This window comes from Candidatus Macondimonas diazotrophica, from assembly GCF_004684205.1.
In the GTDB taxonomy this organism is placed as follows: Bacteria; Pseudomonadota; Gammaproteobacteria; order UBA5335; family UBA5335; genus Macondimonas; species Macondimonas diazotrophica.
On sequence record NZ_SRIO01000007.1, the window covers coordinates 61,821 to 86,746 of the forward strand.

A 24,926-nucleotide genomic window follows, 5' to 3' on the forward strand; every position below is an offset into this window, starting at 1 on the left:
ATTCATGGCATTGACCAAGGCTGCGATGGCCGAACGTCTGTTCACAGAACTGGGGCTTAACAAGCGGGAAGCAAAGGACATGGTTGACCTGTTTTTCGAAACGGTCCGCCAGTGTTTGGAGCGGGGCGAACAGGTTAAGCTCTCTGGTTTCGGGAATTTCGAGTTGCGGGACAAAGGGGAGCGCCCAGGCCGCAATCCCAAGACGGGCGAGGAAATTCCGATTTCCGCGCGGCGGGTGGTGACCTTCCGTCCGGGCCAGAATCTGCGCGCACGGGTGCATGCGTATGTTGGAAAGCGGCAATAACGACGAGCTGCCTCCGATTCCGGGCAAGCGCTATTTCACCATTGGTGAGGTCAGTGAGCTGTGTGCGGTCAAGCCGCATGTGCTTCGGTATTGGGAGCAGGAATTCGACGAGCTCAGCCCCTCCAAACGGCGCGGCAATCGCCGCTATTATCAGCGCAGTGATGTGCTGCTGATTCGCCAGATCCGCGACCTGCTTTACTATCAGGGATTCACCATCAGTGGGGCGCGCCAGAAACTCGCCAGCCCCGTTGCCGATTCCGATCAGCGGCGCGAGCGCATTCGGGAACTGCGTGTTGAACTCGAGGAAGTGCTGCAGTTTCTGCGCAGTTGATTTTGGTGAAAAGCGCTTCCCAGATACATCCAATGCAGGTATGATTGCGCCCTCGCCGAGGCAGGCTTCGAGACTCGAAGCAGTGTCTCACGGCGTAACGTCGGGGCGTAGCGCAGTTTGGTAGCGCACCAGCATGGGGTGCTGGGGGTCGCAGGTTCAAATCCTGCCGCCCCGACCATCTTCCCCAGTCGCGGTTAAGCACACCGTGGCATGGCTTTTCCATCCCGCATCCTCTACCACGCCATTGCCCTGTGACTCGCCGACAGGCGGTTTTTTCAGGCTGCAGAGGTTGGTTGGCATGGAACAGGAAATCACGCAGGCGCCGGACTGGTTCGTCCGGGCGGTTCAGACCCCTTATCGCGAGCGGCGAATCGAAGTGGAAGGTTGTCCCATCCACTATCTGACATGGGGTGAAACCGGCAAGCCCGGCCTGCTCCTGGTTCATGGCGGTGGCGCACATGCCCATTGGTGGGATTTCATCGCGCCGTTTTTCATTGATCGCTATTCCGTCTGTGCGGTTGACCTGAGCGGCATGGGAGACAGCGGCCATCGCGATCAGTATTCCGGTGATCTGTTTGCCAAGGAATTGATGAGCGTCTGCGAAGATGCGGGCTTCGGCGCCAATACCGTCATCGCCGGGCATAGTTTCGGCGGCCTGGCCACTTTGAAGGCCGGCCTGCACTATGCCAATCGGCTGTCCGGAATCGTGGTGTGCGATTCGGCGATTTTCCCCCCAGGCTTCAGCCCCGGAAACGACATGCGCTCGTCGCCCTTCAAAGAAAAGAAGACCGTATATCCCGACTTCGAGTCAGCCGTCGCCCGCTTCAAGCTGGTTCCCCCGCAGCCCTGCGCCAATCGCTATATCCTGGACTATATCGCCCGGCATTCGTTGATGGCCGTGGAGGGCGGATGGACTTGGAAATTCGACATGCGCTTCCTGCAAAAGACGATCTACGATGATCTGGCGATGGAAGTGAAGCAGCTGAAGATCCCGGCAGCCATGCTTTATGGCGAAAAAAGTATGTTGTTCGGCAAGTTCATGTTGGAAAATACCCGCAAGTGGTATGCCGACGACGTGCCGTTCATTTGCCTGCCCAAGGCACGCCATCATCTGTTCCTGGATGAGCCGCTCGATTTTGTCGATACGCTGGCGGGCATCATCGATCCATGGACCGGGGTGCCCGCTGCAACTCCGGCGAAGCGCTTGCCCTGACGGCAGGCGAGCCGGTCGATTCGGTATCCCATGCGTCGTCCTGCGCTATTTGTATATGGCACCCTGCGTCGCGGCGAGCCTGCCCAGCACTTGCTGGCCGGCGCCGACTACCTGGGGGCCGTAGTCATCTCCCGCCGGTTTGATCTGCGCGCGTTGGCACGCTACCCGATGGCTTGGTCACCGGGGCGTCATGCGGTGGCGGGAGAATGTTACCGCGTTTCACCATTGACGCTGCGTCGCGTGGATCGCTTTGAGCAGATTCCCTGGGCGTATCGTCGTCGCCTGATTCGAACCCTTCTGGGATGGGCTTGGATCTATCTGGGCCATGACGGGGCAGATCTGCCGAGACGCGGACGCCGGTTGCCCCACGGACTGTGGCGGTCCGTTCCCCGCACCCATGAGGGACGACGGGTTTGCCGCACTGGCTTGGCGGCTGCGCGGAGGTACCGTGATTGAGCTGTCTCCGGTGACATCCGAGGGTGCCGATGCGCTTCGGGTCGATCTGTGCGCCATGATCCTCGCCGTGACAGCTGGCGTGCCGCGCATACTGACCATTCAAACCCCGGATTCGGCGCTGGCCGAACAGCCCCTGTTGCATGCACTGCCTTGGGGGCCGCTGGATCCACGAACCGACCGCACCCTGGAGCGGACCTTGCGCAGTTGGGTGGCGCGCCAGTCACGACTGTCGCTGGGTTATGTCGAGCAGCTCTATACCTTCGACGAAGGACGCGCCGGAGAAGGACTGCGGCGCATCAGTGTGGCATACCTGGCCTTGATGCAGGAGCAGGCTATTGCGCAGCCCGGTGCAAACTGGCGGGATGTGTACGCCTTTTTTCCGTGGGAAGACTGGCGTGATGGACGTCCGGCGGTCATCGACGAGCAATTGATTCCGGCACTTCAGCATTGGTTGACTGGTCTGCCTGATCCGATCCAGATCGAACGCGAGCGCGAGCGGATGGATATCCATTTCGGACTGAACGGCGCCCCCTGGGTGCCTGAACGGGTCTTGGAGCGTTACGAGTTGCTCTACCAGGCCGCTCTGGTGCCCGAATGCGGCACCACCGGTGGTCATCCCGCCTTGGGAATGCCCATGGCATTGAATCACCGGCGCGTGGTGGCCACGGCGATGAGTCGTCTGCGCGGCAAGATCCAATATCGGCCGGTCGTTTTCGAGTTGTTACCCGCGCGTTTCACCCTGTGGCAGTTACAGCAGGTGGTGGAGGCGTTGACCGGGATGAGTCTGCACAAGCAGAACTTCCGGCGTCTGGTCGAGCAGGGGGGGCTGGTGGCCAGTACCGGAGAACTGGCCTACGACACCGGAGGTCGCCCCGCGCAATTGTTCCGCTTTCGCAGACGGGTATTGCGCGAGCGTCCGACTCCCGGAGTGGGGTTGCCGGGCGGGTTTCGTGACAGTTGACACCCTTTATGCTCAACTCTAGTATAAGGAGCTAACGAACGACAGAGGAACGCGAAGGCCCCGTTCGCGATGGAGCTTTCGTCGAGGAACAGCCATGAACCGACTCACACCCCATGATTCTTCGGCCGTGCCGACATTGGATGCGACTCAGCGCAAGGCATTGGAACCCATCTATGCCCGCATGCAGCATGTGGTACCCGAAGTCGAGTGGGCCGTGCACGCGCCCTATGTTGCGGCGATCAACCGGCTCAAGCGGGAGCGCAACGCGGTCATTCTCGCCCATAACTATCAGACCCCCGAAGTGTTCTACGGGATTGCCGATTACACCGGGGATTCGCTGGGTCTGGCGCAGCATGCGGCGCACACCGACGCTGATGTGATCGTCCAGTGCGGCGTTCATTTCATGGCCGAGACCTCCAAGGTGTTGAGCCCGGGAAAGACCGTGCTGATCCCTGATACCGAAGCGGGCTGCTCACTGGCTGATTCGATCACACCGGCCGATATTGCGTTGTTGCGCAAGCGCTATCCCGGCGTGCCGGTCGTGACGTATGTGAATACATCGGCGGCCGTCAAGGCAGCTTCTGATATCTGCTGCACCTCGGCCAATGCCGTAGAAGTGGTCGAATCGCTCGGGACCGACCGGGTGATTTTCCTGCCGGATCAGTATCTGGGACGCTGGGTCGCGTCCAAGACCGATGTGCAGGTCATCCTCTGGCAGGGGGCGTGCGAGGTGCACGAGCGCTTTACCGGCCCACAGCTGCGTGAATATCGCCAGCGCCACCCCGGCATCCACATCATCGCCCATCCCGAATGTCCGCCGGATGTCCTGGACGAAGCGGACTATGTGGGGTCCACTACGGGTATGGTGCGCCATATCGAGGAAGCCGGTGCCTCCCGGGTGGTCATGGTCACTGAGTGCTCCATGAGCGACAACGTGGCGGTGCAGTTTCCGAGCGTGGAATTCATTCGTCCCTGCAATCTGTGCCCGCACATGAAACGCATTACGCTGCCCAAGGTGCTGCATGCGCTGCAGACCCTGTCCCCGGCCGTCGAGGTGGATCCCGAGGTCGCCGCGGGTGCGCGTCTTGCCGTGGAACGGATGCTGGCCGTCGGGCGTGGACAGGAGAACGGTCCGGCGCTCATGCCGCGTCAGGCTGCGGTTGGCTGAAGCACAACGGGATAGCGGGTTGCGGCTCGCGTCTCGTCCGCAATTGACAACGATTCTTATTCGCTGCATATTATCCTTCAGTTGCTCATCATTTGAGTGATTGGAGGAACCGAGCCATGTACGTCTGTGTTTGTCGTGCTGTCACCAACCGGGATCTTGCGGAGGCAATGGCCCAGGGGCATCAGACCTTGCCCGCTCTGCAATCGACGCTGGGTGTTGCGACCGGATGCGGCCGCTGTCGCGGTCATGTCTGCCAGATGCTTGAGCGTGCATCCGACATGCCCTTCGCACCGATGACGACCACGACGGATCGCTGTGCTGTTTCCGCAGGCTGACGCGTAACCCTACCGGGGCGACCTCGCTTTCGATTAAGATTGCGAGGTAGATATTCCTCGGAGCGTTGTCATGAAAGGTCATCCTCAGGCCATCGAGTGGCTCAATCGAATCCTCGAAAATGAGCTCACCGCCATCAACCAGTACTTCCTGCATGCACGCATGTGCAAAAACTGGGGATATGAAAGCCTCGGCAAGAAGATCTATGCCGAGTCGATCGACGAGATGAAGCACGCCGATGTCCTGATCGAGCGAATTCTGTTTCTCGAAGGCCTGCCCAATCTTCAGTCGCTCGGCAAGCTGATGATTGGCGAATCGGTTCGCGAGGTGCTGCGCTGCGATCTGGAACTGGAGCGTATTGCCCATCCAGCCCTCAAGGACGCGATTGCCTTCATGGAAGGCATCGGCGACTACATCAGCCGGGAAGTACTTGAAGACATCCTCGAAAGCGAGGAAGAGCACATCGACTGGCTCGAAACCCAGCTCCATCTGATGGACGAGCTGGGCGATCCCAACTATCTTCAGTCAGCGGTTTAACGCCGTCCGTAATCGACAGAGATCCGGCGGACGAGGATGAATCGTTCGCAGATTCGAGTTGTACGCCGCTAAAGCACAATCAGCCAGAATGAAAGGAGCGACGAGATGCTTGGATGGATACGAAAGGGTATGGTTTGGGGGGTGATGGCCCCATTTTTGATAATGACCTTGGCAGTTCCAGCGGCTCATGCCACGGCCGTGGTGACCACCGCACAGGCCATGGCGCAATCCGGTATTGAACAGACACGCTCGGAAAGAGCACGCATCCAAGGTTTTCTGGCCCGGGAAGACGTGGTGAAACAATTGGTTCGACTGGGTGTCAGTCCTGCCGATGCCCAGTCTCGTGTTGCGGCCTTGACCGACGCCGAGATCGCCCGGATTGATCAGCACATCGAACAGTTGCCGGCCGGAGGCAACTCACTGATCGGCGCACTGGTATTCATCTTCGTTCTGTTGTTGATCACCGATATTCTGGGACTCACCAAAGTATTCCCATTTACCCGCTCGGTGCGGTAGAGCGATCCCGATCCTGCCGGCACGAGGCGGTTGACGGACTTCGTCCAACGCGATAGTGTGCCAGCTGAAGGGGAGTAGCTTCTCGTCAAGGTATCGTCATTACGATGACCCATCCGGTACCTTGGGCAACCCGATAAGGGTTGCAAGCAAGACCTTCGCCAGTCAGGCGAAGGCTCCCATGGCGAATCATGGACCCCGATCCTGACCGGATCGGGGTTTTTTTATGATTCGACGGGGAGCAACGTGGCATGGAAACCGTGGGAAATATGTGGCTTTGGGCAGGTTTTTTCGCATTCGCCCTCGCCATGATCGGTATGGATCTTTTTCTGCTGGGTGGCCGCAAGGCACACAAGGTCTCGCTGCGTGAGGCTGGCGCGTGGTCTGTCGCTTGGGTGACCCTGGCGCTCCTGTTCTGCGCGGGATTCTGGTGGTATCTCGACGGCGCCATGGGGCGCGATATCGCGAACCAGAAAGCCACGGAATTCCTGACTGGTTACCTCATCGAGAAGTCGCTCGCGGTCGACAACATCTTTGTCTGGCTCATGCTGTTCAGCTACTTCGCTATCCCGGCCGAGTATCAGCGACGGGTTTTGCTCTTTGGTGTCCTCGGCGCCATCGTTATGCGCACAGTGATGATTCTTCTGGGGGCTTGGCTGCTGGCCCGTTTTCACTGGATTCTGTACGTGTTTGGCGCCTTTTTGCTATTCACGGGCTTCAAGATGGCATTTTTCGCCGAGCACGAGCCCAATCTCGAAAAGAACCCCATGCTTCGCTGGATGCGCGGACATTTGCGGATCACGGATAAACTCGAGGGTGAGTCGTTCTGGGTCATGAAGAATGGCATGCGGTGGTTTACGCCGCTGTTCGTGGTGCTGGTGCTGGTAGAGATCACTGATCTTATCTTTGCAGTCGACAGCATCCCGGCCATTTTTGCCGTCACCTCCGATCCCTTCATCGTGCTGACCTCGAACATCTTCGCTATTCTGGGTCTGCGTGCGATGTATTTCCTTTTGGCTGATTTTGCCGGCCGCTTCAGTTTGCTGAAATATGGCCTGGCGGCTGTGCTGATTTTCATCGGTGCCAAGATGCTGTTGCTCGATGTGTACAAGATTCCTGTTTCGTGGTCTCTCATGGTGGTCGCCGTCTTGATTGTCTCGTCCGTGCTGGCGAGTCTATGGATCACCCGTAATCGACCGCAGCTGGCGCACCCGGCGGCGCGTGATCCGGGATGATGTTATGAAGCAGGTTGCCGGCGAGCCGAAAAGGGCATGAGAAAGAAAGTGATACGACTCGCCGCAGTGCTGGCGGCACTCATCCTCCTCAAGGGTTGTACGCTGACCGTTCCGGCACTGGATCGGCCGACTGAGAGGATGCCGGTTCAGGAATTGACTGATGTCCCATTTTTCCCTCAGCGGGACTACGAATGTGGTCCAGCCGCCTTGGCGGAAGTCCTGACCTACAGCGGAATCGCGCGATCGCCGGATGACCTGGTGGCGCAGGTTTATCTGCCGGGTCGGCAGGGCAGCCTGCAGGCTGAGATGATCGCAGCGGCTCGGCGTCACGGGCGCTTGATCTATCCCGTGAAGACGCCTCGGGAAATGCAAGACCAGCTGCAGGCTGGCTGGCCGGTGCTGGTATTTCAGAATCTGGGATTGCCGCAATATCCACGGTGGCATTATGCCGTTCTGGTGGGCTGGGAACCCGGTCGCAATGTGATCTTGCGGTCGGGGACGACTCGTCGGGCCGTGCTCAACGAGGCGACCTTTCTGCGGACCTGGGAGTGGGGCGGCGCGTGGGCGCAGGTGGTGCTGGCGCCGGGCCAGCTGCCAGCCCGGGCAGATCCAGACCGGTACCTGGCGGCAGCGTGGAATCTGGAGTCGATCGGACAGACCGACGCGGCGCTGAGCGCCTATCAGGCGGCCACCCGCCGCTGGCCGGCGGATGATCTGACCTGGCTTGCCTGGTCGAATCTACTACTCGATGCCCAGGGCGCGGCTGCTGCGCTCGATGCGATCACCCAAGGGCTGCGCCACAATCCGGACAGCGATGCGCTTCGGTTGAACAAGGCGGGAATTCTTCTGGCACTGGGCCAACCGGCGGATGCTCTGCCGATCGCTCGGGAAATTGCGTCGCGCGATGGGGTCTGGCGAGAGCAGGCGGCAGGCTTGCTGCGCCGCATTGAGGCCGGTGATGGCGCGTGAGCCGGATTGACTGGCGAGGTGGGGGGTTGCCGTTTGGTTGAGTCGGTGTCTGTTGGCGTGCAGGAAAAAGGTGGGCCATCCTTGGCCCGATAATCTCATCCATTAGCCCCCTTCGAAGGGATGGGATTACCCTGCGGCGAGCGTCGTGCGCCGCAGTTCCGCGATATCGCTCAGGGCGTTTTCCTTCTGCGCAATTTCCCGCTCCGCCGGTGAGGCTTGCTTGGCGTCCCACTCCAGAAGCAGCGGGGTAATCATCCGGCGCCACAGGGGCGGGCAAAGGGCGGCCAGAAAGGTTCCGGCATAGCCATGGGGCATTTCGGGTGCGTCCGGGTAGGGCTTGAGCACCCAGAACGGCAGGTCGCCCTGCTCGTGATGCGCGGAGTGGCGGGTCAGCGAGTAGAGCACGAAGCTCGACATGCGCTTGTTGGTATTCCAGGAATGCCGCGGCTGGACCGGCTCATCGGGAACGCGCACCAGACCGAAGTGTTCCATGTAGTTGGCTACTTCTAGCGTGAGCTTGCCGACCAAGGCCGTTGCCAAGAATACCGCGACACCGAGCCAGCCGGCGGCAGCGAAGAAAATGCCGGCCAGCGCAAGCACCATGGCATAACCACGCAGCATCGAATTATCGACGGACAGTACCGGCTTGCCGATCTTGCGCAGACGGTCGATTTCGAAACGCCAAGCCGCCACATGCTCATGCCAGATGGCGCCCGGAACCCACAGCCAGAAGTTGGTGTCCTTGCGCCGGGCCGTTGCCGGGTCACCAATCGTCGCGACACGAGCGTGGTGGTTATATACATGCTCCACAGCGAAATCCGGATTGGCGCTGAACGCCAGCATCCAGCGTCCCAGAATCATGTCGCGCCGGCTCCAGGTCCGATGCGTGAGCTCATGACCTACATTGGTTCCGGCTGCGGCGATCAGCACCCCCAACACGACGATGGTGCCCAGGATACTGGCCAGTCCGGTCTGCGCGCGTGCAGCGAAGACATCAAAGCCGGTCATGTTTTGGATGGCCGTACCGATGCCGAGGAAGTCGCCGCTGCCGAGCATCCAGGCTTGTGCCAGGCTACCGGCGGCCAATAGGGGCAATACCAGGTACAGCAGAGCATTGAGAATGCCGGGATGGGCATACTCGGGTTCATCCAGGTAGTCGCCCATGAAGTGATCGCCGAGGAACAGAAAGGCGCCGGCGACGGCCCCCGTCACGAGAATCCAGGGACCCCCTGCGAAGATGCTGACGATGACGGCCAGCAAGGTGAGATGCATCAGTGTGTAGCGTAAATATTTGATCATATGGTCTTCTCCAAGTGCACAACCGAGCCTCTGGGTTGCCAAGAAATGCGTATTCGCCGCACTCTGACGAGCGGTTCGAGTTCAGTGTGACGGAACTGCGGCATAGAAGTATTGACGCCAGTCATGAAAATTATGAATGGCGACATGAGGCGAAGTGGATTTCCGCCGTGGGGCGAAATGCTGGCCCGAAGGGAAGGCCACGGCGTATTCTTGAACCCAATAAATGTTTCCCATGTTCGACGCGCCAATATCTGTGATCAGCCGGGAGCCACACCATGAGTTCGAATTCAGCAGTGAAGCCGATCCAGCGCATTGCGGTCATGACCAGCGGTGGCGATTCGCCGGGCATGAACGCGGCGATCCGAGCCGTGGTCCGGTATGCACTCCATCATGGGATCGAAGTGATGGGCATCCAGCGTGGATTCTTCGGCCTGGTGAATGATGATCTGATTGCGCTCGGACCCCGTGAGGTCGGCGGCAAGATCCAGGAGGGTGGAACCTTTCTGCGCAGCGCGCGCCTGCCGGAATTCAAGCAGACCGAGGTTCAGCAGCGCGCCTTGGAGGTGCTGGCGCGTCGGCGCATCGGTGGCCTGGTCGTCATCGGCGGAGATGGCTCGCTGGCCGGCGCCACCGCCCTGCATCAACAGGGCTTTCCGGTGGTCGGAATCCCGGCCAGCATCGACAACGATATCGTGGGAACCGACGCCACCATTGGCATGGATACGGCGTTGAATACCATTCTGGAAGCGGTGGATCGCCTGCGCGATACCGCCAGCAGTCACGGGCGCATCTTCATCGTCGAGGCCATGGGCCGGCATTGTGGCTATCTCGCCCTGATGGCGGGCTATACCGGCGGCGCCGAGGTGATCCACATTCCCGAGCTGCCGCTGGAACTCGAGGAGATCCTTGCCACGGTCGAGCAGGCCTGGATCCGCGAGAAGGCGCACGTCATCGTGATGGTGGCTGAAGGCGCAGCCCATTCCTTCAGTGAGATTGCTGCGTACATCGAAGAGAAGCACAAGGGTTTCGAATGCCGCGTGACCCAGCTCGGCCACGTGCAGCGCGGCGGGCGACCCACGCATTTCGACCGTCTGTTGGCCAGCCGCTTGGGTGTCAAGGCTGTCGAGTGTCTGCGTGCGGGACAGACCGGTACCATGGTGGGCCTGCAGGGCACGCAACTGGTGGCCGTTCCGCTGGCCGATGTGGTGGGTCACAACAAGCAGGCACCGGCCGAGGAGTACCAGATCATTCGCATCCTCGCGCAGTAGGGCATGTCTTCTCTTCCGCGCGTCCCGTTGCCCTGGCCGGATGAGCTGACCCCGGCCGCCGCGCGCGCGTTACAGAAACAGTGGCGCGGCCGGGTTCAGCGGCACGGGCGCGTCGATGGCATTCGCTGGATCGCCGGCGTGGATGTGGCATTTCCGGCACAGGGGAGCCGGTCGCGTGGCGCCGCAGTGCTCTTTCGGTATCCGGATCTGGTTCCGGTGGCCGGGAGCCTTGCCGAGCTGCCGACCCGGTTTCCCTACGTGCCGGGGCTGCTGTCGTTTCGCGAATTGCCAGCGCTGCTGGCTGCGCTGTCCGGTTTGCCGCAGGTGCCCGATATGATCCTGGTCGACGGCCAGGGGATCGCTCACCCCCGGCGCCTGGGTGTGGCCAGCCACCTGGGCGTGCTCCTGGATCGACCGACCATCGGTGTGGCCAAGTCGGTACTTTGTGGCCGCTATGCCGAACCGGATCGAGCATCTGGCAGTCAGTCGCCGCTCGTTCATGACGGTGAGGTCATCGGGACCGTGCTGCGCACGCGGCAGAACGTTCGGCCGGTCATCGTCTCCTGTGGCCATCGAGTGGGCCTGACCGAAGCCGTTGCATTGGTCCAGTCGTGCTCGCGGGGCTATCGCCTGCCGGAACCGACTCGGCTGGCGGACAAACTGGCCGGTGCCAACCCTGGCCCTTGGCCACTTGGCGAAGGCGTGCCGATTCGGTGCGAATCGACAGTGGATGTTGCGGGCGCGGCTCAGGCGCCCGTTCCGATACGTTGAAAGCCCGCATTCCCGAAAACGTCATCGTTCAGTATCACGCTGACGGGAACGAACGACTGCGCCGACTTTCAAATGAGCAACATGCTTTTGCGGGATCGATGACGAAAGGAGTCTTGAGTATGCCTGGTTTTCTGATTCGTTTGTTTGTCACTGCGCTGGCATTGGGGATCGCTTCTGCGATCGTCCCCGGTATCCAGATCAGTGGATTCTGGACGCTCCTGGGCGCCGCTTTCCTGCTGGGATTGGCCAATGCCATCATCCGGCCGATTTTGGTCATCCTGACCTTGCCGATCACCTTGCTGACACTGGGCTTGTTTCTGTGGGTGATCAATGCCGCCATGCTGGGATTGGTTGCCGCCGTCATGGAAGACTTCACGATCAGCGGATTTTTCCCAGCCATGCTGGCGGCGCTGGTGGTGAGTCTGGTGAGCTGGATGGCATCCTGGTATGTCGGCCCTGCCGGTCGGATCGAGGTGTATACGGCGCAGGGGCGGTGATGGGGTGAACCCGGAGCGATCCGATCGCCTCCGACGCATGCTCCGCCGGCTGCCGAATGCCGGTTAACCCCCGTCGGAATCACCCGGCGCATCGATCCTGCGACCGCAGTCGTAGGTGAGCACGGTTTGTTGATCCAGGGTGCGCTGGATGAGCGCTGGGTAATCCGGGATCAGTTCCTGTTCCAGCGCCGCCAGATGCTTGGCCCGCGAGCGTGTGCGCGGGTTGCGGCTCAGCAGGGCGCAGCAGTCCTTGTACGGCGCCAGGGAAAGCGCGTAGGTGCCCAGCCGCCGCGCCAAGTTGATGATTTCCTGTTTGTCGTCGGCGATCAGGGGCCGCAGGATGGGCATGTCCGTCGCCTGTGAGGTGCTCACCAGGTTTTCCAGTGTCTGCGAGGCGACTTGGCCCAGGCTGTCGCCCGAAACCATGGCGCGCGCCCGAATCTGCCAGGCAAGTGCGGCACCGGCGCGGGCGAGAAAGCGACGGAACAGCAGTAAGCCATAGCCATCCGCATCGCCGGGAATCGCGAGGTCGAAGTGCGTATAGGGCAGCACGAACAGCCGGCAACGCTGGGCGTAGCGGCTGATCTGCTGCGCCAGGGCGGCGACCGGCGTCTCTTCGATCTGTTGCTGGACCAGATGGCTCGGCGTCATGTGCAAGAGATCGACCGTGCAACCGCGCTTGGCCATCAGACAGGCGGCCACGGGCGAGTCGATGCCACCAGACAGAAGCGCCAGCACATGGCCGGCGCTACCGAGTGGCAATCCGCCCAGCCCGGCTTGTGTGCCGATATGGCAGTAAAGGCCGTCCCGCAGGATGTCGACGTGAAAGGTCCGCGCCGGCGTGGTGAGATCGACCCGTTTCCAGGGCGTGTTCAACGCGATTGCGCTTCCCAGTTCCCGCTCCAGTTGGGTCGAAGGAAGCGGGAATTTCTTGTAGGCGCGGTTAACGCGAACGGCGAATCCAGCTCCGGGGGGCGGTGCATCGGCCGCTAGCGCGATTAGTGCGCGCCCCAGCCAGACGCGACCCGCCTCGGGGTCCAGGGCGCTGACTCCGGCATGAAACGCCGGGGCGAAGTTGACGATGCCCGGCACCTCGCGCAACAGGGCAGTGATGTTCGACATGGGTATGGTTTGCGCGGGCGGGAGGCGCACGCAGAGCCGGTCATGGCGCAGTTCGACTGTCGCATCGACGTCGGCCATGCGCAGGCGATGATGCAGCGTGCGCTGCAAGCTCTGCTCGAACTGGATGCGGTTACGGCCTTTGAGCGCGACTTCCCCGTAATGCACGAGAATGCGTCGTTCGAATGGGCTGGCCAGATCAAAGGGATCGGCGACGGCAGGGGCGGGTGACGGAATGGACATGGGCAGGCACTCGGATACGAAAGACGGGATCGTGGGGCAGTACTGGACTGTGCGCGCCTACCGGGCGTCGGCGGAGCGGTTGCCTGGCGGTGAGCCGCGCAGGTGTCAGGGTGGCATTTTTTCAACGAAGGCCGGCGCGCATTATTGCACACACGCTTGCACAGCGCGGACGCGCCGGCATCGCGTCGGGTTGGGCTTGGCGAGATGGTCGGTCAAGATCGACACTCGTCATGAAAAGGATTACGGTCCAAGCCACGAATTCATGAGGCTGGGCAGTTGCCGTTCTGCTCGGAATGCAGCGTAGATGTGAGGATGTCATGGTAGTTCTCAAAATCGATGGGATGACCTGCGGTCATTGTGTGAAGGCCGTTTCCAGCGCGCTGGAACAGATCCCCGGCGTGCGTGCCGTGCGGGTGGACCTGGAGCGTGGCCAGGCCGAGATCGACGGCTCAGCCGAGCTGGCGCAGCTGATCGAGGCGGTTCGCGAGGAAGGATACGACGTCCAGCCGGTTTCCTGAGGCGATGGGAAGGTCCACCGACCCCCGGTCTGGAATCGCGGGTTTTGCTAGCAGCGCTTCACCGCCGCACATGGTGATCACCACCCGGTTCGAGGTTGGTGGCATGACCTGCGCTGCCTGTGTCCGCCGGGTCGAAAAGGCGCTTGAGCGACTCGAGGGTGTCGAGTCCGCACGCGTCAATCTGGCGACTCATCAAGCGACTGTGGACTACCAACCAGCGGGGCAGACCCCTGAAGATCTGGTCGAGGCCATTGCGCGCGCGGGCTATGAGGCCCATGTCTTCGAGCCCCGAACCGGCTCGGGGTCGAGGCCGGTTCCGGCAGGGGCACCGCAAGAGCAATGGCGCCAACCGCTGATTCTGGCGCTTGCCTTCACGGTACCGCTGGTGCTGCTGTCCATGGGCCGGATGCTGCCGGGGATGCATGCGTGGACCGCCGCGCGATTGGATGAGCAGGGATGGCAGCTGCTCGAGTGGGTACTCGCGACGCCCGTGGTGTTCTGGGCCGGACGACGGTTTCATCGCAGTGGTCTGCGCGAGCTGCGTCATGGCAGTCCGGGCATGCACAGTCTGGTGATGATCGGCGCCTTGGCTGCCTATGGGTATTCGCTCGTCGCATTGATTGCACCCGGCGTGTTCCCGCCCGGTTCAGCAACGACCTATTTCGAGGCTGCGGCTGTCATCATCACGCTCGTCATCCTCGGGCGTGGCATGGAGGCGCGCGCTCGCGGTCGGGCGTCCATGGCCATCGCCAAACTGCTTCGCTTGCAGGCCACGACTACCCGTCGATGGACATCCGGTGACTGGCAGGAGGTCGGCATCGACGCGGTGCGTCCGGGCGACCGGTTGCTGGTTCGCCCCGGGGAACGCATTCCCACCGATGCCGTCGTTGTGGACGGCCGCAGCTACGTCGATGAATCCATGGTGACCGGGGAGCCAATTCCGGTGGCCAAGGACGTGGGCGCTGAGCTGATCGGCGGAACCATCAACCGGGATGGGACCTTGACCGTGGCGGCCGTGCGGGTTGGCGCCGATACGACGCTGGCGCGGATTGTCCGAATGGTCGCCGAGGCGCAGGCCGACAAACCGCCTATCCAACAACTCGCCGACCGTATCGCCGGGGTGTTCGTGCCCATTGTGCTGGCACTTTCGGCACTCACCTTTGTGGTCTGGCTGCTGATCGGACCGGATCCTGCGCTCAGCTACGCCTTCACCACGGCCGTGAGCGTGTTGCTCATCGCCTGTCCCTGCGCCATGGGTCTGGCCACGCCGACAGCCATCCTGGTGGCATCTGGGCGCGGGAGCGATCTCGGGATCCTGTTTCGTCGCGGCAGTGCACTGGATTTGCTGGCCGAAGTGGATCTGGTGCTGTTCGATAAGACCGGCACGCTCACCGAAGGGCGCCCGGAGGTGGCCACGCTGAAGGCGCGCAGCGGTGACGCGGCGCTGCTGAGCCGGGCCGCCGCCGTCGAGGCGATGAGCGAACACCCGATCGCCGAGGCAGTGGTGCGTGCGGCGCAGACGCGTGGCCTGTCTTGGCCCGTGGCAAGCGACATTCAGGTGGCAGTCGGGCTGGGCGTCCGCGGCATGGTCGGCGGTGCCGAGGTTGCCGTGGGTGCGCCGCGATACATGGCGCAGCTGGATTGCGAAACCAGCGACTTCACGGCCGCGCTGCAGACCATCGCAGCGGCGGCGCAGACCCCCGTCTGTATCGCGATCAATGGCGTGGTTCAGGGTGTTCTGGGGGTCGCGGACCGGCCGCGAGACGGGGCTACCGAAATGGTTGCGGCATTGCGTGCAATGGGACTGTCGGTCGGTATGGTCACGGGCGATCAGCAAGCGACGGCGCAAGCCATCGCCGGGCGTCTGGGAATCGACCGGATCCACGCGGAGGTGCTGCCGACCGGCAAGGGGGAGGCGGTAGATTCACTCCAGAAGCAGGGACTGCGCGTGGCCTTCGTTGGCGATGGGATCAACGATGCACCCGCACTGGCGCGGGCCGATGTCGGCATCGCCATGGGTACCGGGACGGATATCGCCATCGAGACCGGCGGGGTGGTGTTGATGCGCAGCGATCCGCGCGGGGTGGCTCAGGCGATTGCGCTGGCCCGCCGGACCCGTCGGACCATCCAGCTCAACTTCGTATGGGCTTATGGCTACAACTTGCTGCTGATCCCGGTGGCTGCTGGTGCGTTGTATCCTCTGGCCGGGTTATTGATGAATCCGATGTTGGCGGCCGGGGCAATGAGCCTGTCGAGTGTTCTGGTGGTTTTCAATTCCCTGCGTTTGCAACGCTTTCGTCCTGATCGTTGAAGCGGTCGAGCTGCCCTTTCATCGGTGGCGCGATGAATGGCGTCCCGCTGCGGTTGTGATACGCTGTTGGAGCCGTGTCGTGGTGCCCCGTAATGTCCCCGCACCACAGAGTTTCAAGGAGTTATTGTGATGAACGATGCATTGGTCGGCCAAATCCAGGCCCTGCTCAAGTCGCATCCTGTGCTGCTTTTCATGAAAGGCACGCCGGATTTTCCGCAGTGCGGGTTTTCCGCCAAGGTCAGCGGTATCCTCAAGGAGTGCAAGGCTCCGTTCGCCTCGGTGAACATTCTGGAAGAGCCCGAGCTGCGGGAAGGACTGAAGGTTTATGCCAATTGGCCGACGTTCCCCCAGCTCTACATCGATGGCGAACTGATCGGTGGCTGTGATATCACCATGGGCCTGTACCAGAGTGGCGAACTGAAGCAGATGATCGATGCGGCAGGCGCCCAGGCGACTCAGTCCGCCTGAGCCTCTGCATCAGTGCCGGCTGGTTCGCTGGCATTCAGGATGTTTTGTTCATAAACGCCACGGAAGGCGTTTACCACCTGGCAGAAGAGCTCGGCGGTGCGTGTTGCGTCGTATCCCGCCGAATGGGCCGACACTTGGTCGAAGGGCAAGCCCGCCATCAGCGCTGCCCGGCGCAGCACGGTCTGGCCATAGGCCACTCCGGCAAGGGTCGCCGTATCGAAGCAGCTGAACGGGTGAAACGGATTACGCTTCACGCCGCAGCGAGTCACGGCCGCATTCAAAAACCCCAGATCAAAATGGGCGTTGTGCCCCACCAGTATGGCGCGATGGCAGCCTGCGTCCCGCATATGGCGCCGAACCTCGCCAAAGATACGTCGCAGTGCCTCGACTTCGGCAAGGGCGGGGCGCAACGGGTGGTAGGGATCGATCCCGTTCACGGCAAGCGCGGCCGCCTCGATGTTCGCCCCGGGGAATGGTTGAACATGGAAGGACTGCACCGAACCGGGTTGAAGCAGATCATCCGCGTCGAGTACCAAGGGCACCGCGGCGATTTCCAGCAGAGCATCGGTCGCGGCATTGAAGCCGCCCGTTTCGACATCCACCACCACGGGGAGAAAACCGCGGAAGCGTCGCGCCATGGGTTGATCGACGGAACTCATGCGGTCGATTCCTGCCCATTGCCGGGCTTTGGCGTCGGGGCGACGCGCCAGCGGAGGCGTTCTCCCGCGCGAAGGGGGACCAGTTCGCTCGATCCAAGTGGGTAACTGGCCGGAACAGACCAGTCCTCGCGGATCAGCGTGATGCGTTCCGCGTTGCGCGGCAAGCCGTAAAAGTCGGCGCCATGGAACGCGGCGAAGCCTTCGAGCCGATCCAGCCGTCCCATCTGCTCGAAGGCTTCGGCATACAGCGGCAGGGCGAGCGGTGCCGAGTAGATGCCTGCGCAGCCGCAAGCGCTTTCCTTCGCGCTGCGTGCGTGAGGCGCGCTGTCGGTACCGAGAAAGAATCGGGGGTCGCCCGATGTCGCTGCGTCCAGAACGGCGGCGCGGTGCCGCTCTGCCTTGAGGACCGGCAGGCAGTAGTAGTGAGGCCGCAGCCCACCTTGGAACAGGGCGTTGCGGTTATAGAGCAAATGCTGCGGCGTGATGGTTGCGGCAAGGCCCGTGGCGCGGCTGCGCACGAAGGCCACCGCCTGGGCCGTCGTGATGTGTTCGAACACCACCCGCAAGGTCGGCAGGCGCGAGAGGACCGGTTCGAGCGCAGTATCGATGAACCGCGCTTCCCGATCGAAGACATCGACATCCGGGTCGGTCACCTCGCCATGGACCAGCAGCGGCAGTCCGGTTTCGGCCAACACCTCAAGCGCAGGGAAAATGCGGTCGATATGACGAACACCCGCGTCGCTGTGGGTGGTTGCGCCGGCTGGGTAGAGCTTGACCCCGTGGATGAAGTCCGTATGCGCCGCCAGACGCAGTTCCTCGCCGGTTGTCGCTTCGGTCAGGTAGAGCGTCATCAATGGTGTGAAGCCGGCGCCCGGCGGACAGGCGGCTCTGATGCGGTCTCGGTAGGCGGCAGCCTGCGCGACGGTGGTGACGGGCGGCTGCAGGTTGGGCATGACGATTGCCCGGGCGAAGACCGCTGCGGTGGCCGGCAGCACACGGGCCATCACGACGTCGTCGCGCAGGTGCAGGTGCCAGTCGTCGGGGCGTGTCAGGGTCAGTTCATGCATGGGCACAGATCGGTTGCATGCCGGGAGGAATGATACATATGGATTCGCAGCTGTTCTGGATGATGCTGGCGGGGATTGCGCTGGCGGGAATTATCTATGCCATCGTCCTCTATAACAACCTGATCCGGCTTAAGCACAATGTGTCCAAGGCCTGGTCCAACATCGACGTGGTACTGCGCCAGCGGCACGAAGAGCTTCCCAAACTGGTGGAAGCCTGCCGTCGATATATGCGCCACGAGCAGGAAACCTTGGAACAGGTGGTCCGTGCCCGCGCGGCGGTCGGTCAGGCGCGCGAGCAACGCGACATGGCAGCGCTGGGCAGCGCCGAGTCGAGTCTGCGTGCGGGCCTCGGGCAGCTCTTTGCCGTGGCCGAACAGTACCCCGAGTTGCGCGCCGACCGGGCATTTCGCCATTTGCACGATCGGATCAGCGGCTTGGAAGACACGATTGCTGACCGCCGCGAATTTCATAATGAGTCGGTGAATCGCAATAACATCCGGATCGAAACCTTTCCGGATGTGATACTCGCGCGGCTGTTCGGGTTCGAGGCCGCGGAACTGCTCCGGTTCGAATCCGAACACACCCGGGATGTTGCGCTGCGACCGCTGTTCGATCCTTGAAACGCCATGACCGACCCGCAACTCTGGGGCCTTGCGGCCGCCTTGATCATCGGCGGGTTCAGCCTCTGGTTCGGCAGCCTGCGCCGCCTACGCTGGGTGCGGGATACCCCCACATCGCGCGTTCGCTCAGCCGCTCAGGGGATCGTTGAACTGGTGGGCCATGTACGACCCTTGCCGGGTGAACTCCTGGTCTCGCCGATGAGTGCACAACCCGCGGTCTGGTGGGAATGCAGTGTCTCGCGGCGTGATGAGGGCCGCGCCGGGCGGCGGCGATGGACACGGGTTGCGCAGCGCCGGAGCGATGCCGGTTTTCTGTTGGACGACGGGTCCGGGGTATGCACCATTCAGCCCGATGGCGCGCGGGTCATGGCGCAAACCCGGGTGTGGTACGGATCGACACCTTGGCCGCGGCCGGGCTCACGCGACGTGCGCTGGCGCTGGTTGCGCCCAGCGCCCTATCGCTATACCGAAAAGCTGTTGCCGGTGGGGCAGAAAATCTACGTATTGGGGGAGTTCAAAACCTGTCGGGCGAGCGATGGCGCCACGGCACAATCCACCTTCAAGCGTTTGATGGCAGAATGGAAGCAGGACCAGACCGGGTTGCACGCGCGTTTCGATCGCAATGGTGATGGCCGAATCGACATGGCGGAGTGGGAAATGGCCCGCGATGCGGCGCGCCGCGAGGTCGAGGTGGCGCAAGCGCGGTTGTCGCGCCAGCCGGCGATGAATCGGGTGGTGGCGCCAGCCGATGGGTCTCCCTATCTGTTGTCGGTGAAATCCGGTGAAGACCTGATTCGCCGGGGCCGTCTGGCGGCGCTGTCTGGATTGATTTTGGCACTGCTGGGGTTTGCCCTGTTGGCACAGGCCCTTCGCTAGCTAGGGCTGGTCTGGGCCGTCGCATGCGATCGGTGCTTCGCCGCGCATGGCGGTACTGGGGGTGTGGAACTTCACGAGCGGCGCGTGGCCACACGATAGTGATTGTCCCGATTTGAACGAAATGATGAGGATTCCGGAGATGTCCATTGTTCTGACCGAAGCGGCCGCGGACCAAGTGCGGCGACAGCTGCAGCGGCGCGGCGCCGGGTTCGGCTTGCGGGTGAGCCTCAAGCGAACCGGTTGTTCCGGATGGGCCTATGTGGTGGATTACGCGGATGCGGTTGAAGTGAATGATGAGGTGTTCGAGCAGCACGGCGTGAACGTCGTTGTCGATCGTGACCTTCTGCCGCGGCTGGAGGGCATGTCGCTCGATTATGCTCGCGAGGGGTTGCATGCCGCTTTCAAGTTTCACAACCCCAATGTCAAGGAAAGCTGCGGCTGCGGCGAAAGTGTCAGTTTCTGAATGCTTGGCCGGTGGAAGCGAGAAAGCTAAACTAGCGCCCCACGTGTGACTGGACCGTATCATGCTGTTTACGGTCTTTATCATCGTTCCCGCTTTTTTCAACACCGCCGGAGAAGTTTGAATGCCCGTCGAACGCACCCTGTCCATCATCAAGCCTGACGCTGTCGCCAAGAATGTCGTGGGGCAGATCTATAGCCGTTTCGAGCAGGCCGGACTGCGCATCGTTGCGGCACGCATGATGCAGCTAAGCCAGCAGCAGGCCGAGGGGTTCTATGCCGTTCACCGCGAGCGTCCGTTCTTCAAGGATCTGGTCAGCTTCATGGTGTCCGGTCCGGTCATGGTTCAGGTTCTGGAAGGCGACGATGCCATCGCCAAGAACCGCTCGCTGATGGGTGCCACGGATCCGAAGAAGGCCGATCCCGGTACGATCCGCGCCGATTTTGCCGATAGCATCGACGCCAACGCCGTCCACGGCTCCGATGGCGCGGAGACCGCCGCTGCGGAAATTCGCTACTTCTTCAGTGACCTGGAGCTGTGTCCGCGCTCCTGATGGCGGGCAGCGTGCGGGTGCGGGAGGTGCGGGATGTCGGATAGAACCGCCTTGTTCGGTCTGGACCGGGATGGACTGACCGCCTTTTTCGTGGCGCTCGGCGAAAAGCCCTTCCGCGCCCAGCAGCTCATGCAGTGGATCCACCAGCGCGGCGAGGCCGATTTTGACGCCATGAGCAACCTGGCCAAGCCGCTGCGTCGGCGCTTGGCCGAGGTCGGGGATGTCCATCCTCCGGAGGTTCTGGTCGATCAGCAATCGGCCGATGGCACGCGCAAATGGCTCCTGCGCGTCGACGGTGGCAATGCCATCGAAACGGTCTTCATTCCCGAACAGAACCGGGGGACCTTATGCGTGTCTTCCCAGGTTGGTTGCGCAATGGCTTGCACCTTCTGCGCAACTGGCCATCAGGGGTTCAATCGCAACCTTTCGACGGCGGAAATCATCGGGCAGGTCTGGGTCGCCAACCGGGCGCTCGGCTACACGCCCGATGGTGAGCGTATCATCAGCAATGTGGTGCTGATGGGGATGGGGGAGCCGCTGCTCAATCTGCCCGCGGTGGTGCCGGCACTGAACATCATGCTCGACGACATGGGCTATGGCCTGTCCAAGCGTCGTGTCACTGTCAGCACCTCGGGAATCGTGCCGGCGATCGACCGGCTCAAGGCGCAATGTGATGTAGCCTTGGCGGTGTCCCTGCACGCACCCGATGACGCCCTGCGCGACGAGTTGGTGCCGATCAATCGCAAGTATCCGATCGCCGATCTGATGGCGGCCTGCCGGCGCTACATGTCGGGTAAAAGTGCGCGCAGTCACATCACCTTCGAATACGTGATGCTCGACGGCATCAACGACACACCCGCTCATGCCGACCGGCTTGCCGGCCTTCTGGCGGACGTTCCGGCCAAGATCAACCTGATTCCGTTCAATCCGTTTCCCGGAACATCGTATCGCCGCTCCTCGCCGGCAGCCGTGAGCCGATTCCAGGAATTGCTGCTCAATCGCGGGTACATCGTGACGGTGCGGCGGACGCGCGGCGATGACATCGATGCAGCCTGCGGCCAACTGGCCGGACAGGTGCACAACCGCCTGCGCCGCCTGGATGTGCGCCCGGAGATTCGCGCATGAGTGGCGTTCGCGTATGGGTCATGATGATCGTCACGGCCATGGTCATCGTGGGCTGTTCGGCAAAGGCGCCGCCCCGCGGCAACGAAGCCGACGCCCTGCATTACAGCCTACGACTGGGATACGGCTATCTCGAGAACGGGCAGTATTCCGTGGCGCTGGAGAAGTTCGAGCGGGCCTTGGAGCTCGACCGTCAGTCTTCCGAGGCTTATCTGGGGATGGCTGAAACCTATGCGCGTCTCGCCCAGTATGAAAAGGCGGACGTGAACTACCGGCGGGCCATTGCCTTGGCCAAGAGCGCGGGCGCGGCGCACAACAACTATGGCGCATTCCTGTGCGCCCAGGGCAAGCTGCGCGCGGCAGAATCGGAGTTTCTCGCTGCGATTGCCGATCCCGCCTATTCGACGCCGGCATTTGCCTATACCAATGCCGCCGTCTGTCTGCGCAAACTGCCTGATCTTTCCAAGGCCCGCGCCTATCTGGATCAGGCAACCCGGGCGGATCCGCGATTCGCGCCGGCCTGGTTCGAACTCTCGAGCCTGGCCATGGAGCAGGGGCGGACGGCAATGGCTCGCGACCATCTGGAACGGTATCACCAACTGGTCGCCCCGAACCGCGAATCATTGAAATTGGCGTATCGGATCGAATCCGCACTCGGCAATACCGAGATTGCTGGTCGCTTGGCCGCGAGGCTGAAAAAGGATTATGGCGATGACGTTTTCCTCCCCTGACGCTCCTGGGAATGACAAGCCGGACGGCGCTGTCGGTTTCGGCGCGATATTGCGGGCTGGCCGCGAGGCCCGGGGTCTGGATGCGCTGCACGTCGCCGATGCGCTGCGTCTGTCGCCTCGAATGGTGGAAGCCATCGAGGCGGAAGATCTGGAGCAACTGCCGCCGCCGTTGTTCGTTAAAGGTTATCTGCGCAGTTACGCTGCGTTGGTCGAAATTGACGAAGGCGCTGTGTTGCAGGATTTCGAGCGCCGTATCCCCGATCGGCAAGCTGCGCAGCCGCTTCCCCCGCACCGGCGGCAGGCGATCGATTTGAACGACGTGAAGCGTGGGCGTCAACTGGCATCGGTGATTCTGGTCTTGGTCCTCCTGGGCGGAGCGACCTTCTGGTGGATGCAGCCCGCTTCGGACGTCGATATCGGGGACTCTTCGGGACAAACCGATACGGCGATCCGTCCGGTGGAATCACCGGACGGATCGCCGGCCGTGGATTCGTCTCTCGATTCCCTCGAGCCGTCGTCAGGGGAATCCGCCGCGTCAGCCATCGACTCCGCCCTGGACTCACCCACCAGCGTGACCGCCCCAGACGGGCCACAAAATGAGCCCCCCAGTGCGCTCGAAGCGACCCGGCCCACCCCGATTCCGCCGGCTGACCCTGTTCCTCTCACGGCATCCGCTGAGCTGGCGCCGGCTTTCGAGGCTGACGCGAGCACCGCCGTGCTCAAACTTCGTTATCAGGATGACTGTTGGACGGAAGTGCGTGATGCACGGGGGCGTCAGTTGGTTTATCGCTTGGCCAAGGCCGGCAGTGAACAGGAAGTGCGCGGGACGCCACCGTTCTCGGTCTATCTCGGCTATGCCCCCGGAGTTTCGGTCGAAGTTGACGGGACGCCCGTCGCGATGTCTGCGATCGTGGGCAATTCGACCGTGGCGCGATTCAAGCTGGATCGGCCGCAATGACGACGCCCTGCTGCGCCAGCCGCGCTGTTTGACCACAACCCGATCGCGAATTTCAGGAGTTCACTTTGACCGCCTTGACCGCCGTGCGCGGCATGAACGATATCCTGCCGACCCAAACGCCTCGATGGCGTGATCTGGAGACGGCCGCTGCCGGTTTGCTGCTTGCCCGAGGGTATCAGGAAATCCGCCTGCCCGTCGTGGAACGCACCGCCTTGTTCCAGCACTCCATCGGCGAAGTCACCGATATCGTCGAAAAGGAAATGTACACCTTCATCGACCGGGGCGGAGACAGTCTCAGCCTGCGCCCGGAGGGGACGGCCGGTTGCGTACGCGCGATGATCGAAAACGGCCTGCTGGCGCAGGAAGGTGCGTCCCATCGAGTTTGGTATGCGGGTCCCATGTTTCGCCACGAACGTCCCCAGAAAGGGCGCTACCGGCAGTTCCATCAAATCGGGGTGGAAGCCTTTGGCATGCCCGGACCGGATGTGGACGCCGAGCAGATCGTGTTGTGTGCCAGGCTTTGGGAAACACTGGGCATTTCCGCGGTCGTTTTACAGATCAACAGCTTGGGTACGCCAGCAAGCCGCTTGGCCTATCGCGAGCGCCTGATCGGCTACTTCAGTCGCTATAAAGGCGATCTCGACGAGGACAGTCGTCGCCGGCTTCACACCAATCCGCTCCGGATTCTGGACAGCAAGAATCCTGTTCTCGCTGAGCTGATCGCGGCGGCACCGAGCCTGCCGGACAGTCTGGATGCAGCTTCGCGCGTGCACTTTGACGGGCTATGCGAACTGTTGGACGGTGCCAAGGTGGCCTACGTCCACAACCCGCGTTTGGTCCGCGGCCTGGATTATTACACCCATACGGTGTTCGAGTGGGTGACCGATCGGTTGGGGGCGCAGGATGCGGTGTGCTCCGGCGGCCGCTATGACGGTCTGGTCTCTCGATTGGGTGGCCGTGAGACCGCTGCAGTCGGCTTTGCCTTGGGCGTCGAACGGGTCGTGGCGCTGCTGGAGGAAAGCGGTCATGAGCCGTCGTCCGCCGCGCCGGACTGCTATCTGGTTTGGGCGGGTGAGGGGTTGGCGGCGCCGGCATTGCAGCTCGCAGAGGAGCTGCGGCGCATCAAGGGTGCGCGCGTGATGCAGCACTGTGGTGGCGGCAGCTTCAAGGCCCAGCTCAAGCGGGCCGACCGCAGCGGTGCTCGCTTTGCCGTGATTCTGGGAGAGCAAGAATGGGCGGATCGTCGCGTGCAGGTCAAGCCGTTGCGGGAGAATCTGCCGCAATACAGTATCCCGTTGACGGAACTTGCGCCCTGGCTGGTCGGTCAGGGGATCGGCGACGGTCTGGCATCCGAGTGATCAATCAC

29 protein-coding genes and 1 tRNA gene are annotated in these 24,926 nt (G+C 62.1%); 26 read left to right on the forward strand and 4 right to left on the reverse strand.

Translation table 11 applies throughout. From position 1 onward, the window contains the following. Positions 1–4: 4 nt before the first annotated feature. The 12 genes from E4680_RS06945 (at position 5) to E4680_RS07000 (ending at position 8,020) form a co-directional block, all read left to right on the forward strand. Positions 5–304 carry an integration host factor subunit alpha gene (locus tag E4680_RS06945; protein WP_135281682.1) on the forward strand — a complete coding sequence of 100 codons (300 nt, stop codon included), beginning with the start codon at positions 5–7 and terminating at the stop codon, positions 302–304. After that, on the forward strand, positions 285–635 hold the full coding sequence (locus E4680_RS06950) for a MerR family transcriptional regulator (RefSeq protein ID WP_135281751.1): 351 nt from the start codon (positions 285–287) through the stop codon (positions 633–635). Before E4680_RS06945 ends, E4680_RS06950 begins: the two co-directional genes overlap by 20 nt. A 101-nt stretch (positions 636–736) precedes the next feature. After that, positions 737–813, forward strand: a tRNA-Pro gene (locus tag E4680_RS06955). A gap of 120 nt (positions 814–933) precedes the next feature. Further along, on the forward strand, positions 934–1,848 hold the full coding sequence (locus tag E4680_RS06960; RefSeq protein WP_167792419.1) for an alpha/beta fold hydrolase: 915 nt from the start codon (positions 934–936) through the stop codon (positions 1,846–1,848). A gap of 30 nt (positions 1,849–1,878) precedes the next feature. Further along, entirely contained in the window at positions 1,879–2,304 is a 426-nt protein-coding gene (locus tag E4680_RS06965) for a gamma-glutamylcyclotransferase family protein (protein WP_135281683.1), read from the forward strand. Beyond that, a complete protein-coding gene (locus E4680_RS06970) occupies positions 2,297–3,265 on the forward strand; it encodes an NUDIX hydrolase (protein ID WP_135281684.1) in 969 nt (322 codons plus the stop codon). The genes E4680_RS06965 and E4680_RS06970 overlap by 8 nt, the downstream gene beginning before the upstream one ends. A gap of 94 nt (positions 3,266–3,359) precedes the next feature. Beyond that, positions 3,360–4,433, forward strand: coding sequence for a quinolinate synthase NadA (gene nadA, locus E4680_RS06975; RefSeq protein ID WP_135281685.1), 1,074 nt, complete (start codon positions 3,360–3,362; stop codon positions 4,431–4,433). Between the two features lie 116 nt (positions 4,434–4,549). Further along, a complete protein-coding gene (locus tag E4680_RS14615; RefSeq protein WP_135281686.1) occupies positions 4,550–4,768 on the forward strand; it encodes a (2Fe-2S)-binding protein in 219 nt (72 codons plus the stop codon). A 70-nt stretch (positions 4,769–4,838) separates the two neighbouring features. Further along, the gene (gene bfr / locus E4680_RS06985) at positions 4,839–5,303 is read left to right on the forward strand and encodes a bacterioferritin (protein ID WP_135281687.1); all 465 of its coding nucleotides are present in this window, start codon (positions 4,839–4,841) and stop codon (positions 5,301–5,303) included. 144 nt (positions 5,304–5,447) lie between these two features. Continuing rightward, on the forward strand, positions 5,448–5,819 hold the full coding sequence (locus E4680_RS06990; RefSeq protein ID WP_276605618.1) for a PA2779 family protein: 372 nt from the start codon (positions 5,448–5,450) through the stop codon (positions 5,817–5,819). Positions 5,820–6,067: 248 nt separating this feature from the next. After that, positions 6,068–7,051: a TerC family protein gene (locus E4680_RS06995; protein ID WP_135281689.1), complete on the forward strand. Its 984-nt coding sequence runs from the start codon at positions 6,068–6,070 to the stop codon at positions 7,049–7,051. 36 nt (positions 7,052–7,087) lie between these two features. Continuing rightward, positions 7,088–8,020, forward strand: coding sequence for a PA2778 family cysteine peptidase (locus tag E4680_RS07000; protein ID WP_135281690.1), 933 nt, complete (start codon positions 7,088–7,090; stop codon positions 8,018–8,020). A 126-nt stretch (positions 8,021–8,146) separates the two neighbouring features. Here E4680_RS07000 and E4680_RS07005 read toward each other — a convergent pair whose 3' ends face one another. Next, positions 8,147–9,319 carry an alkane 1-monooxygenase gene (locus tag E4680_RS07005; RefSeq protein ID WP_135281691.1) on the reverse strand — a complete coding sequence of 391 codons (1,173 nt, stop codon included), beginning with the start codon at positions 9,317–9,319 and terminating at the stop codon, positions 8,147–8,149. 275 nt (positions 9,320–9,594) lie between these two features. Between E4680_RS07005 and pfkA the strand changes: the two genes are divergently transcribed. From pfkA to E4680_RS07020, 3 genes are all read left to right on the forward strand, one after another. Beyond that, positions 9,595–10,587 (forward strand): 6-phosphofructokinase, encoded by a 993-nt coding sequence (pfkA, locus tag E4680_RS07010; protein WP_205688793.1) that lies wholly within the window; start codon positions 9,595–9,597, stop codon positions 10,585–10,587. A gap of 3 nt (positions 10,588–10,590) precedes the next feature. Further along, positions 10,591–11,358 (forward strand): deoxyribonuclease V, encoded by a 768-nt coding sequence (gene nfi, locus E4680_RS07015; protein ID WP_135281692.1) that lies wholly within the window; start codon positions 10,591–10,593, stop codon positions 11,356–11,358. Between the two features lie 119 nt (positions 11,359–11,477). Beyond that, positions 11,478–11,855 carry a phage holin family protein gene (locus E4680_RS07020; protein WP_135281693.1) on the forward strand — a complete coding sequence of 126 codons (378 nt, stop codon included), beginning with the start codon at positions 11,478–11,480 and terminating at the stop codon, positions 11,853–11,855. Between the two features lie 63 nt (positions 11,856–11,918). Here E4680_RS07020 and thiI read toward each other — a convergent pair whose 3' ends face one another. Next, complete coding sequence (gene thiI, locus E4680_RS07025; protein WP_135281694.1) at positions 11,919–13,217, reverse strand: tRNA uracil 4-sulfurtransferase ThiI; 1,299 nt, start codon at positions 13,215–13,217, stop codon at positions 11,919–11,921. A gap of 317 nt (positions 13,218–13,534) precedes the next feature. On the opposite strand from thiI, the gene E4680_RS07030 reads away from it, so the two are divergent. From E4680_RS07030 to grxD, 3 genes are all read left to right on the forward strand, one after another. Continuing rightward, on the forward strand, positions 13,535–13,735 hold the full coding sequence (locus tag E4680_RS07030) for a CopZ family metallochaperone (protein ID WP_135281695.1): 201 nt from the start codon (positions 13,535–13,537) through the stop codon (positions 13,733–13,735). A 103-nt stretch (positions 13,736–13,838) separates the two neighbouring features. Further along, on the forward strand, positions 13,839–16,046 hold the full coding sequence (locus E4680_RS07035; protein ID WP_167792420.1) for a heavy metal translocating P-type ATPase: 2,208 nt from the start codon (positions 13,839–13,841) through the stop codon (positions 16,044–16,046). A 129-nt stretch (positions 16,047–16,175) separates the two neighbouring features. Beyond that, the gene (grxD, locus tag E4680_RS07040; RefSeq protein WP_135281697.1) at positions 16,176–16,514 is read left to right on the forward strand and encodes a Grx4 family monothiol glutaredoxin; all 339 of its coding nucleotides are present in this window, start codon (positions 16,176–16,178) and stop codon (positions 16,512–16,514) included. Here grxD and rnt read toward each other — a convergent pair. Further along, the gene (gene rnt, locus E4680_RS07045) at positions 16,502–17,173 is read right to left on the reverse strand and encodes a ribonuclease T (protein WP_135281698.1); all 672 of its coding nucleotides are present in this window, start codon (positions 17,171–17,173) and stop codon (positions 16,502–16,504) included. The two genes, grxD and rnt, sit on opposite strands and share 13 nt — an antisense overlap. Beyond that, positions 17,170–18,240: a dihydroorotase gene (pyrC, locus tag E4680_RS07050; RefSeq protein ID WP_135281699.1), complete on the reverse strand. Its 1,071-nt coding sequence runs from the start codon at positions 18,238–18,240 to the stop codon at positions 17,170–17,172. Before pyrC ends, rnt begins: the two co-directional genes overlap by 4 nt. A gap of 38 nt (positions 18,241–18,278) precedes the next feature. Between pyrC and E4680_RS07055 the strand changes: the two genes are divergently transcribed. The 8 genes from E4680_RS07055 to hisS all read left to right on the forward strand — a co-directional run bounded on the left by E4680_RS07055 (position 18,279) and on the right by hisS (position 24,918). Beyond that, on the forward strand, positions 18,279–18,860 hold the full coding sequence (locus E4680_RS07055) for a LemA family protein (protein WP_205688797.1): 582 nt from the start codon (positions 18,279–18,281) through the stop codon (positions 18,858–18,860). Positions 18,861–18,866: 6 nt separating this feature from the next. Then, the gene (locus E4680_RS07060; protein ID WP_135281700.1) at positions 18,867–19,736 is read left to right on the forward strand and encodes a GIDE domain-containing protein; all 870 of its coding nucleotides are present in this window, start codon (positions 18,867–18,869) and stop codon (positions 19,734–19,736) included. A 139-nt stretch (positions 19,737–19,875) separates the two neighbouring features. Further along, a complete protein-coding gene (locus E4680_RS07065) occupies positions 19,876–20,199 on the forward strand; it encodes a HesB/IscA family protein (RefSeq protein ID WP_135281701.1) in 324 nt (107 codons plus the stop codon). Between the two features lie 121 nt (positions 20,200–20,320). Beyond that, positions 20,321–20,749, forward strand: a complete 429-nt coding sequence (gene ndk / locus E4680_RS07070; RefSeq protein WP_135281702.1) for a nucleoside-diphosphate kinase — start codon at positions 20,321–20,323, stop codon at positions 20,747–20,749. A 33-nt stretch (positions 20,750–20,782) separates the two neighbouring features. Continuing rightward, positions 20,783–21,874 carry a dual-specificity RNA methyltransferase RlmN gene (gene rlmN / locus E4680_RS07075; RefSeq protein ID WP_135281703.1) on the forward strand — a complete coding sequence of 364 codons (1,092 nt, stop codon included), beginning with the start codon at positions 20,783–20,785 and terminating at the stop codon, positions 21,872–21,874. Continuing rightward, positions 21,871–22,602 (forward strand): type IV pilus biogenesis/stability protein PilW, encoded by a 732-nt coding sequence (pilW, locus tag E4680_RS07080; protein WP_135281704.1) that lies wholly within the window; start codon positions 21,871–21,873, stop codon positions 22,600–22,602. The genes rlmN and pilW overlap by 4 nt, the downstream gene beginning before the upstream one ends. Then, on the forward strand, positions 22,583–23,560 hold the full coding sequence (locus tag E4680_RS07085; RefSeq protein WP_167792421.1) for a RodZ domain-containing protein: 978 nt from the start codon (positions 22,583–22,585) through the stop codon (positions 23,558–23,560). The genes pilW and E4680_RS07085 overlap by 20 nt, the downstream gene beginning before the upstream one ends. Positions 23,561–23,625: 65 nt before the next feature. Next, the gene (gene hisS, locus E4680_RS07090) at positions 23,626–24,918 is read left to right on the forward strand and encodes a histidine--tRNA ligase (protein ID WP_135281706.1); all 1,293 of its coding nucleotides are present in this window, start codon (positions 23,626–23,628) and stop codon (positions 24,916–24,918) included. Positions 24,919–24,926 lie beyond the last annotated feature (8 nt).

What these genes read in the sequence shown, in the direction of transcription:
- E4680_RS06945 (WP_135281682.1), top strand. Translation starts at nt 5, where the DNA reads ATGGCATTGACCAAGGCTGCGATGGCCGAACGTCTGTTCACAGAACTG.
- E4680_RS06950 (WP_135281751.1), top strand. Translation starts at nt 285, where the DNA reads ATGTTGGAAAGCGGCAATAACGACGAGCTGCCTCCGATTCCGGGCAAG.
- E4680_RS06960 (WP_167792419.1), top strand. Translation starts at nt 934, where the DNA reads ATGGAACAGGAAATCACGCAGGCGCCGGACTGGTTCGTCCGGGCGGTT.
- E4680_RS06965 (WP_135281683.1), top strand. Translation starts at nt 1,879, where the DNA reads ATGCGTCGTCCTGCGCTATTTGTATATGGCACCCTGCGTCGCGGCGAG.
- nadA (WP_135281685.1), top strand. Translation starts at nt 3,360, where the DNA reads ATGAACCGACTCACACCCCATGATTCTTCGGCCGTGCCGACATTGGAT.
- E4680_RS14615 (WP_135281686.1), top strand. Translation starts at nt 4,550, where the DNA reads ATGTACGTCTGTGTTTGTCGTGCTGTCACCAACCGGGATCTTGCGGAG.
- bfr (WP_135281687.1), top strand. Translation starts at nt 4,839, where the DNA reads ATGAAAGGTCATCCTCAGGCCATCGAGTGGCTCAATCGAATCCTCGAA.
- E4680_RS06990 (WP_276605618.1), top strand. Translation starts at nt 5,448, where the DNA reads ATGGCCCCATTTTTGATAATGACCTTGGCAGTTCCAGCGGCTCATGCC.
- E4680_RS06995 (WP_135281689.1), top strand. Translation starts at nt 6,068, where the DNA reads ATGGAAACCGTGGGAAATATGTGGCTTTGGGCAGGTTTTTTCGCATTC.
- E4680_RS07000 (WP_135281690.1), top strand. Translation starts at nt 7,088, where the DNA reads ATGAGAAAGAAAGTGATACGACTCGCCGCAGTGCTGGCGGCACTCATC.
- E4680_RS07005 (WP_135281691.1), bottom strand. Translation starts at nt 9,319, where the DNA reads ATGATCAAATATTTACGCTACACACTGATGCATCTCACCTTGCTGGCC.
- pfkA (WP_205688793.1), top strand. Translation starts at nt 9,595, where the DNA reads ATGAGTTCGAATTCAGCAGTGAAGCCGATCCAGCGCATTGCGGTCATG.
- nfi (WP_135281692.1), top strand. Translation starts at nt 10,591, where the DNA reads ATGTCTTCTCTTCCGCGCGTCCCGTTGCCCTGGCCGGATGAGCTGACC.
- E4680_RS07020 (WP_135281693.1), top strand. Translation starts at nt 11,478, where the DNA reads ATGCCTGGTTTTCTGATTCGTTTGTTTGTCACTGCGCTGGCATTGGGG.
- thiI (WP_135281694.1), bottom strand. Translation starts at nt 13,217, where the DNA reads ATGTCCATTCCGTCACCCGCCCCTGCCGTCGCCGATCCCTTTGATCTG.
- E4680_RS07030 (WP_135281695.1), top strand. Translation starts at nt 13,535, where the DNA reads ATGGTAGTTCTCAAAATCGATGGGATGACCTGCGGTCATTGTGTGAAG.
- E4680_RS07035 (WP_167792420.1), top strand. Translation starts at nt 13,839, where the DNA reads ATGACCTGCGCTGCCTGTGTCCGCCGGGTCGAAAAGGCGCTTGAGCGA.
- grxD (WP_135281697.1), top strand. Translation starts at nt 16,176, where the DNA reads ATGAACGATGCATTGGTCGGCCAAATCCAGGCCCTGCTCAAGTCGCAT.
- rnt (WP_135281698.1), bottom strand. Translation starts at nt 17,173, where the DNA reads ATGAGTTCCGTCGATCAACCCATGGCGCGACGCTTCCGCGGTTTTCTC.
- pyrC (WP_135281699.1), bottom strand. Translation starts at nt 18,240, where the DNA reads ATGCATGAACTGACCCTGACACGCCCCGACGACTGGCACCTGCACCTG.
- E4680_RS07055 (WP_205688797.1), top strand. Translation starts at nt 18,279, where the DNA reads ATGGATTCGCAGCTGTTCTGGATGATGCTGGCGGGGATTGCGCTGGCG.
- E4680_RS07060 (WP_135281700.1), top strand. Translation starts at nt 18,867, where the DNA reads ATGACCGACCCGCAACTCTGGGGCCTTGCGGCCGCCTTGATCATCGGC.
- E4680_RS07065 (WP_135281701.1), top strand. Translation starts at nt 19,876, where the DNA reads ATGTCCATTGTTCTGACCGAAGCGGCCGCGGACCAAGTGCGGCGACAG.
- ndk (WP_135281702.1), top strand. Translation starts at nt 20,321, where the DNA reads ATGCCCGTCGAACGCACCCTGTCCATCATCAAGCCTGACGCTGTCGCC.
- rlmN (WP_135281703.1), top strand. Translation starts at nt 20,783, where the DNA reads ATGTCGGATAGAACCGCCTTGTTCGGTCTGGACCGGGATGGACTGACC.
- pilW (WP_135281704.1), top strand. Translation starts at nt 21,871, where the DNA reads ATGAGTGGCGTTCGCGTATGGGTCATGATGATCGTCACGGCCATGGTC.
- E4680_RS07085 (WP_167792421.1), top strand. Translation starts at nt 22,583, where the DNA reads ATGACGTTTTCCTCCCCTGACGCTCCTGGGAATGACAAGCCGGACGGC.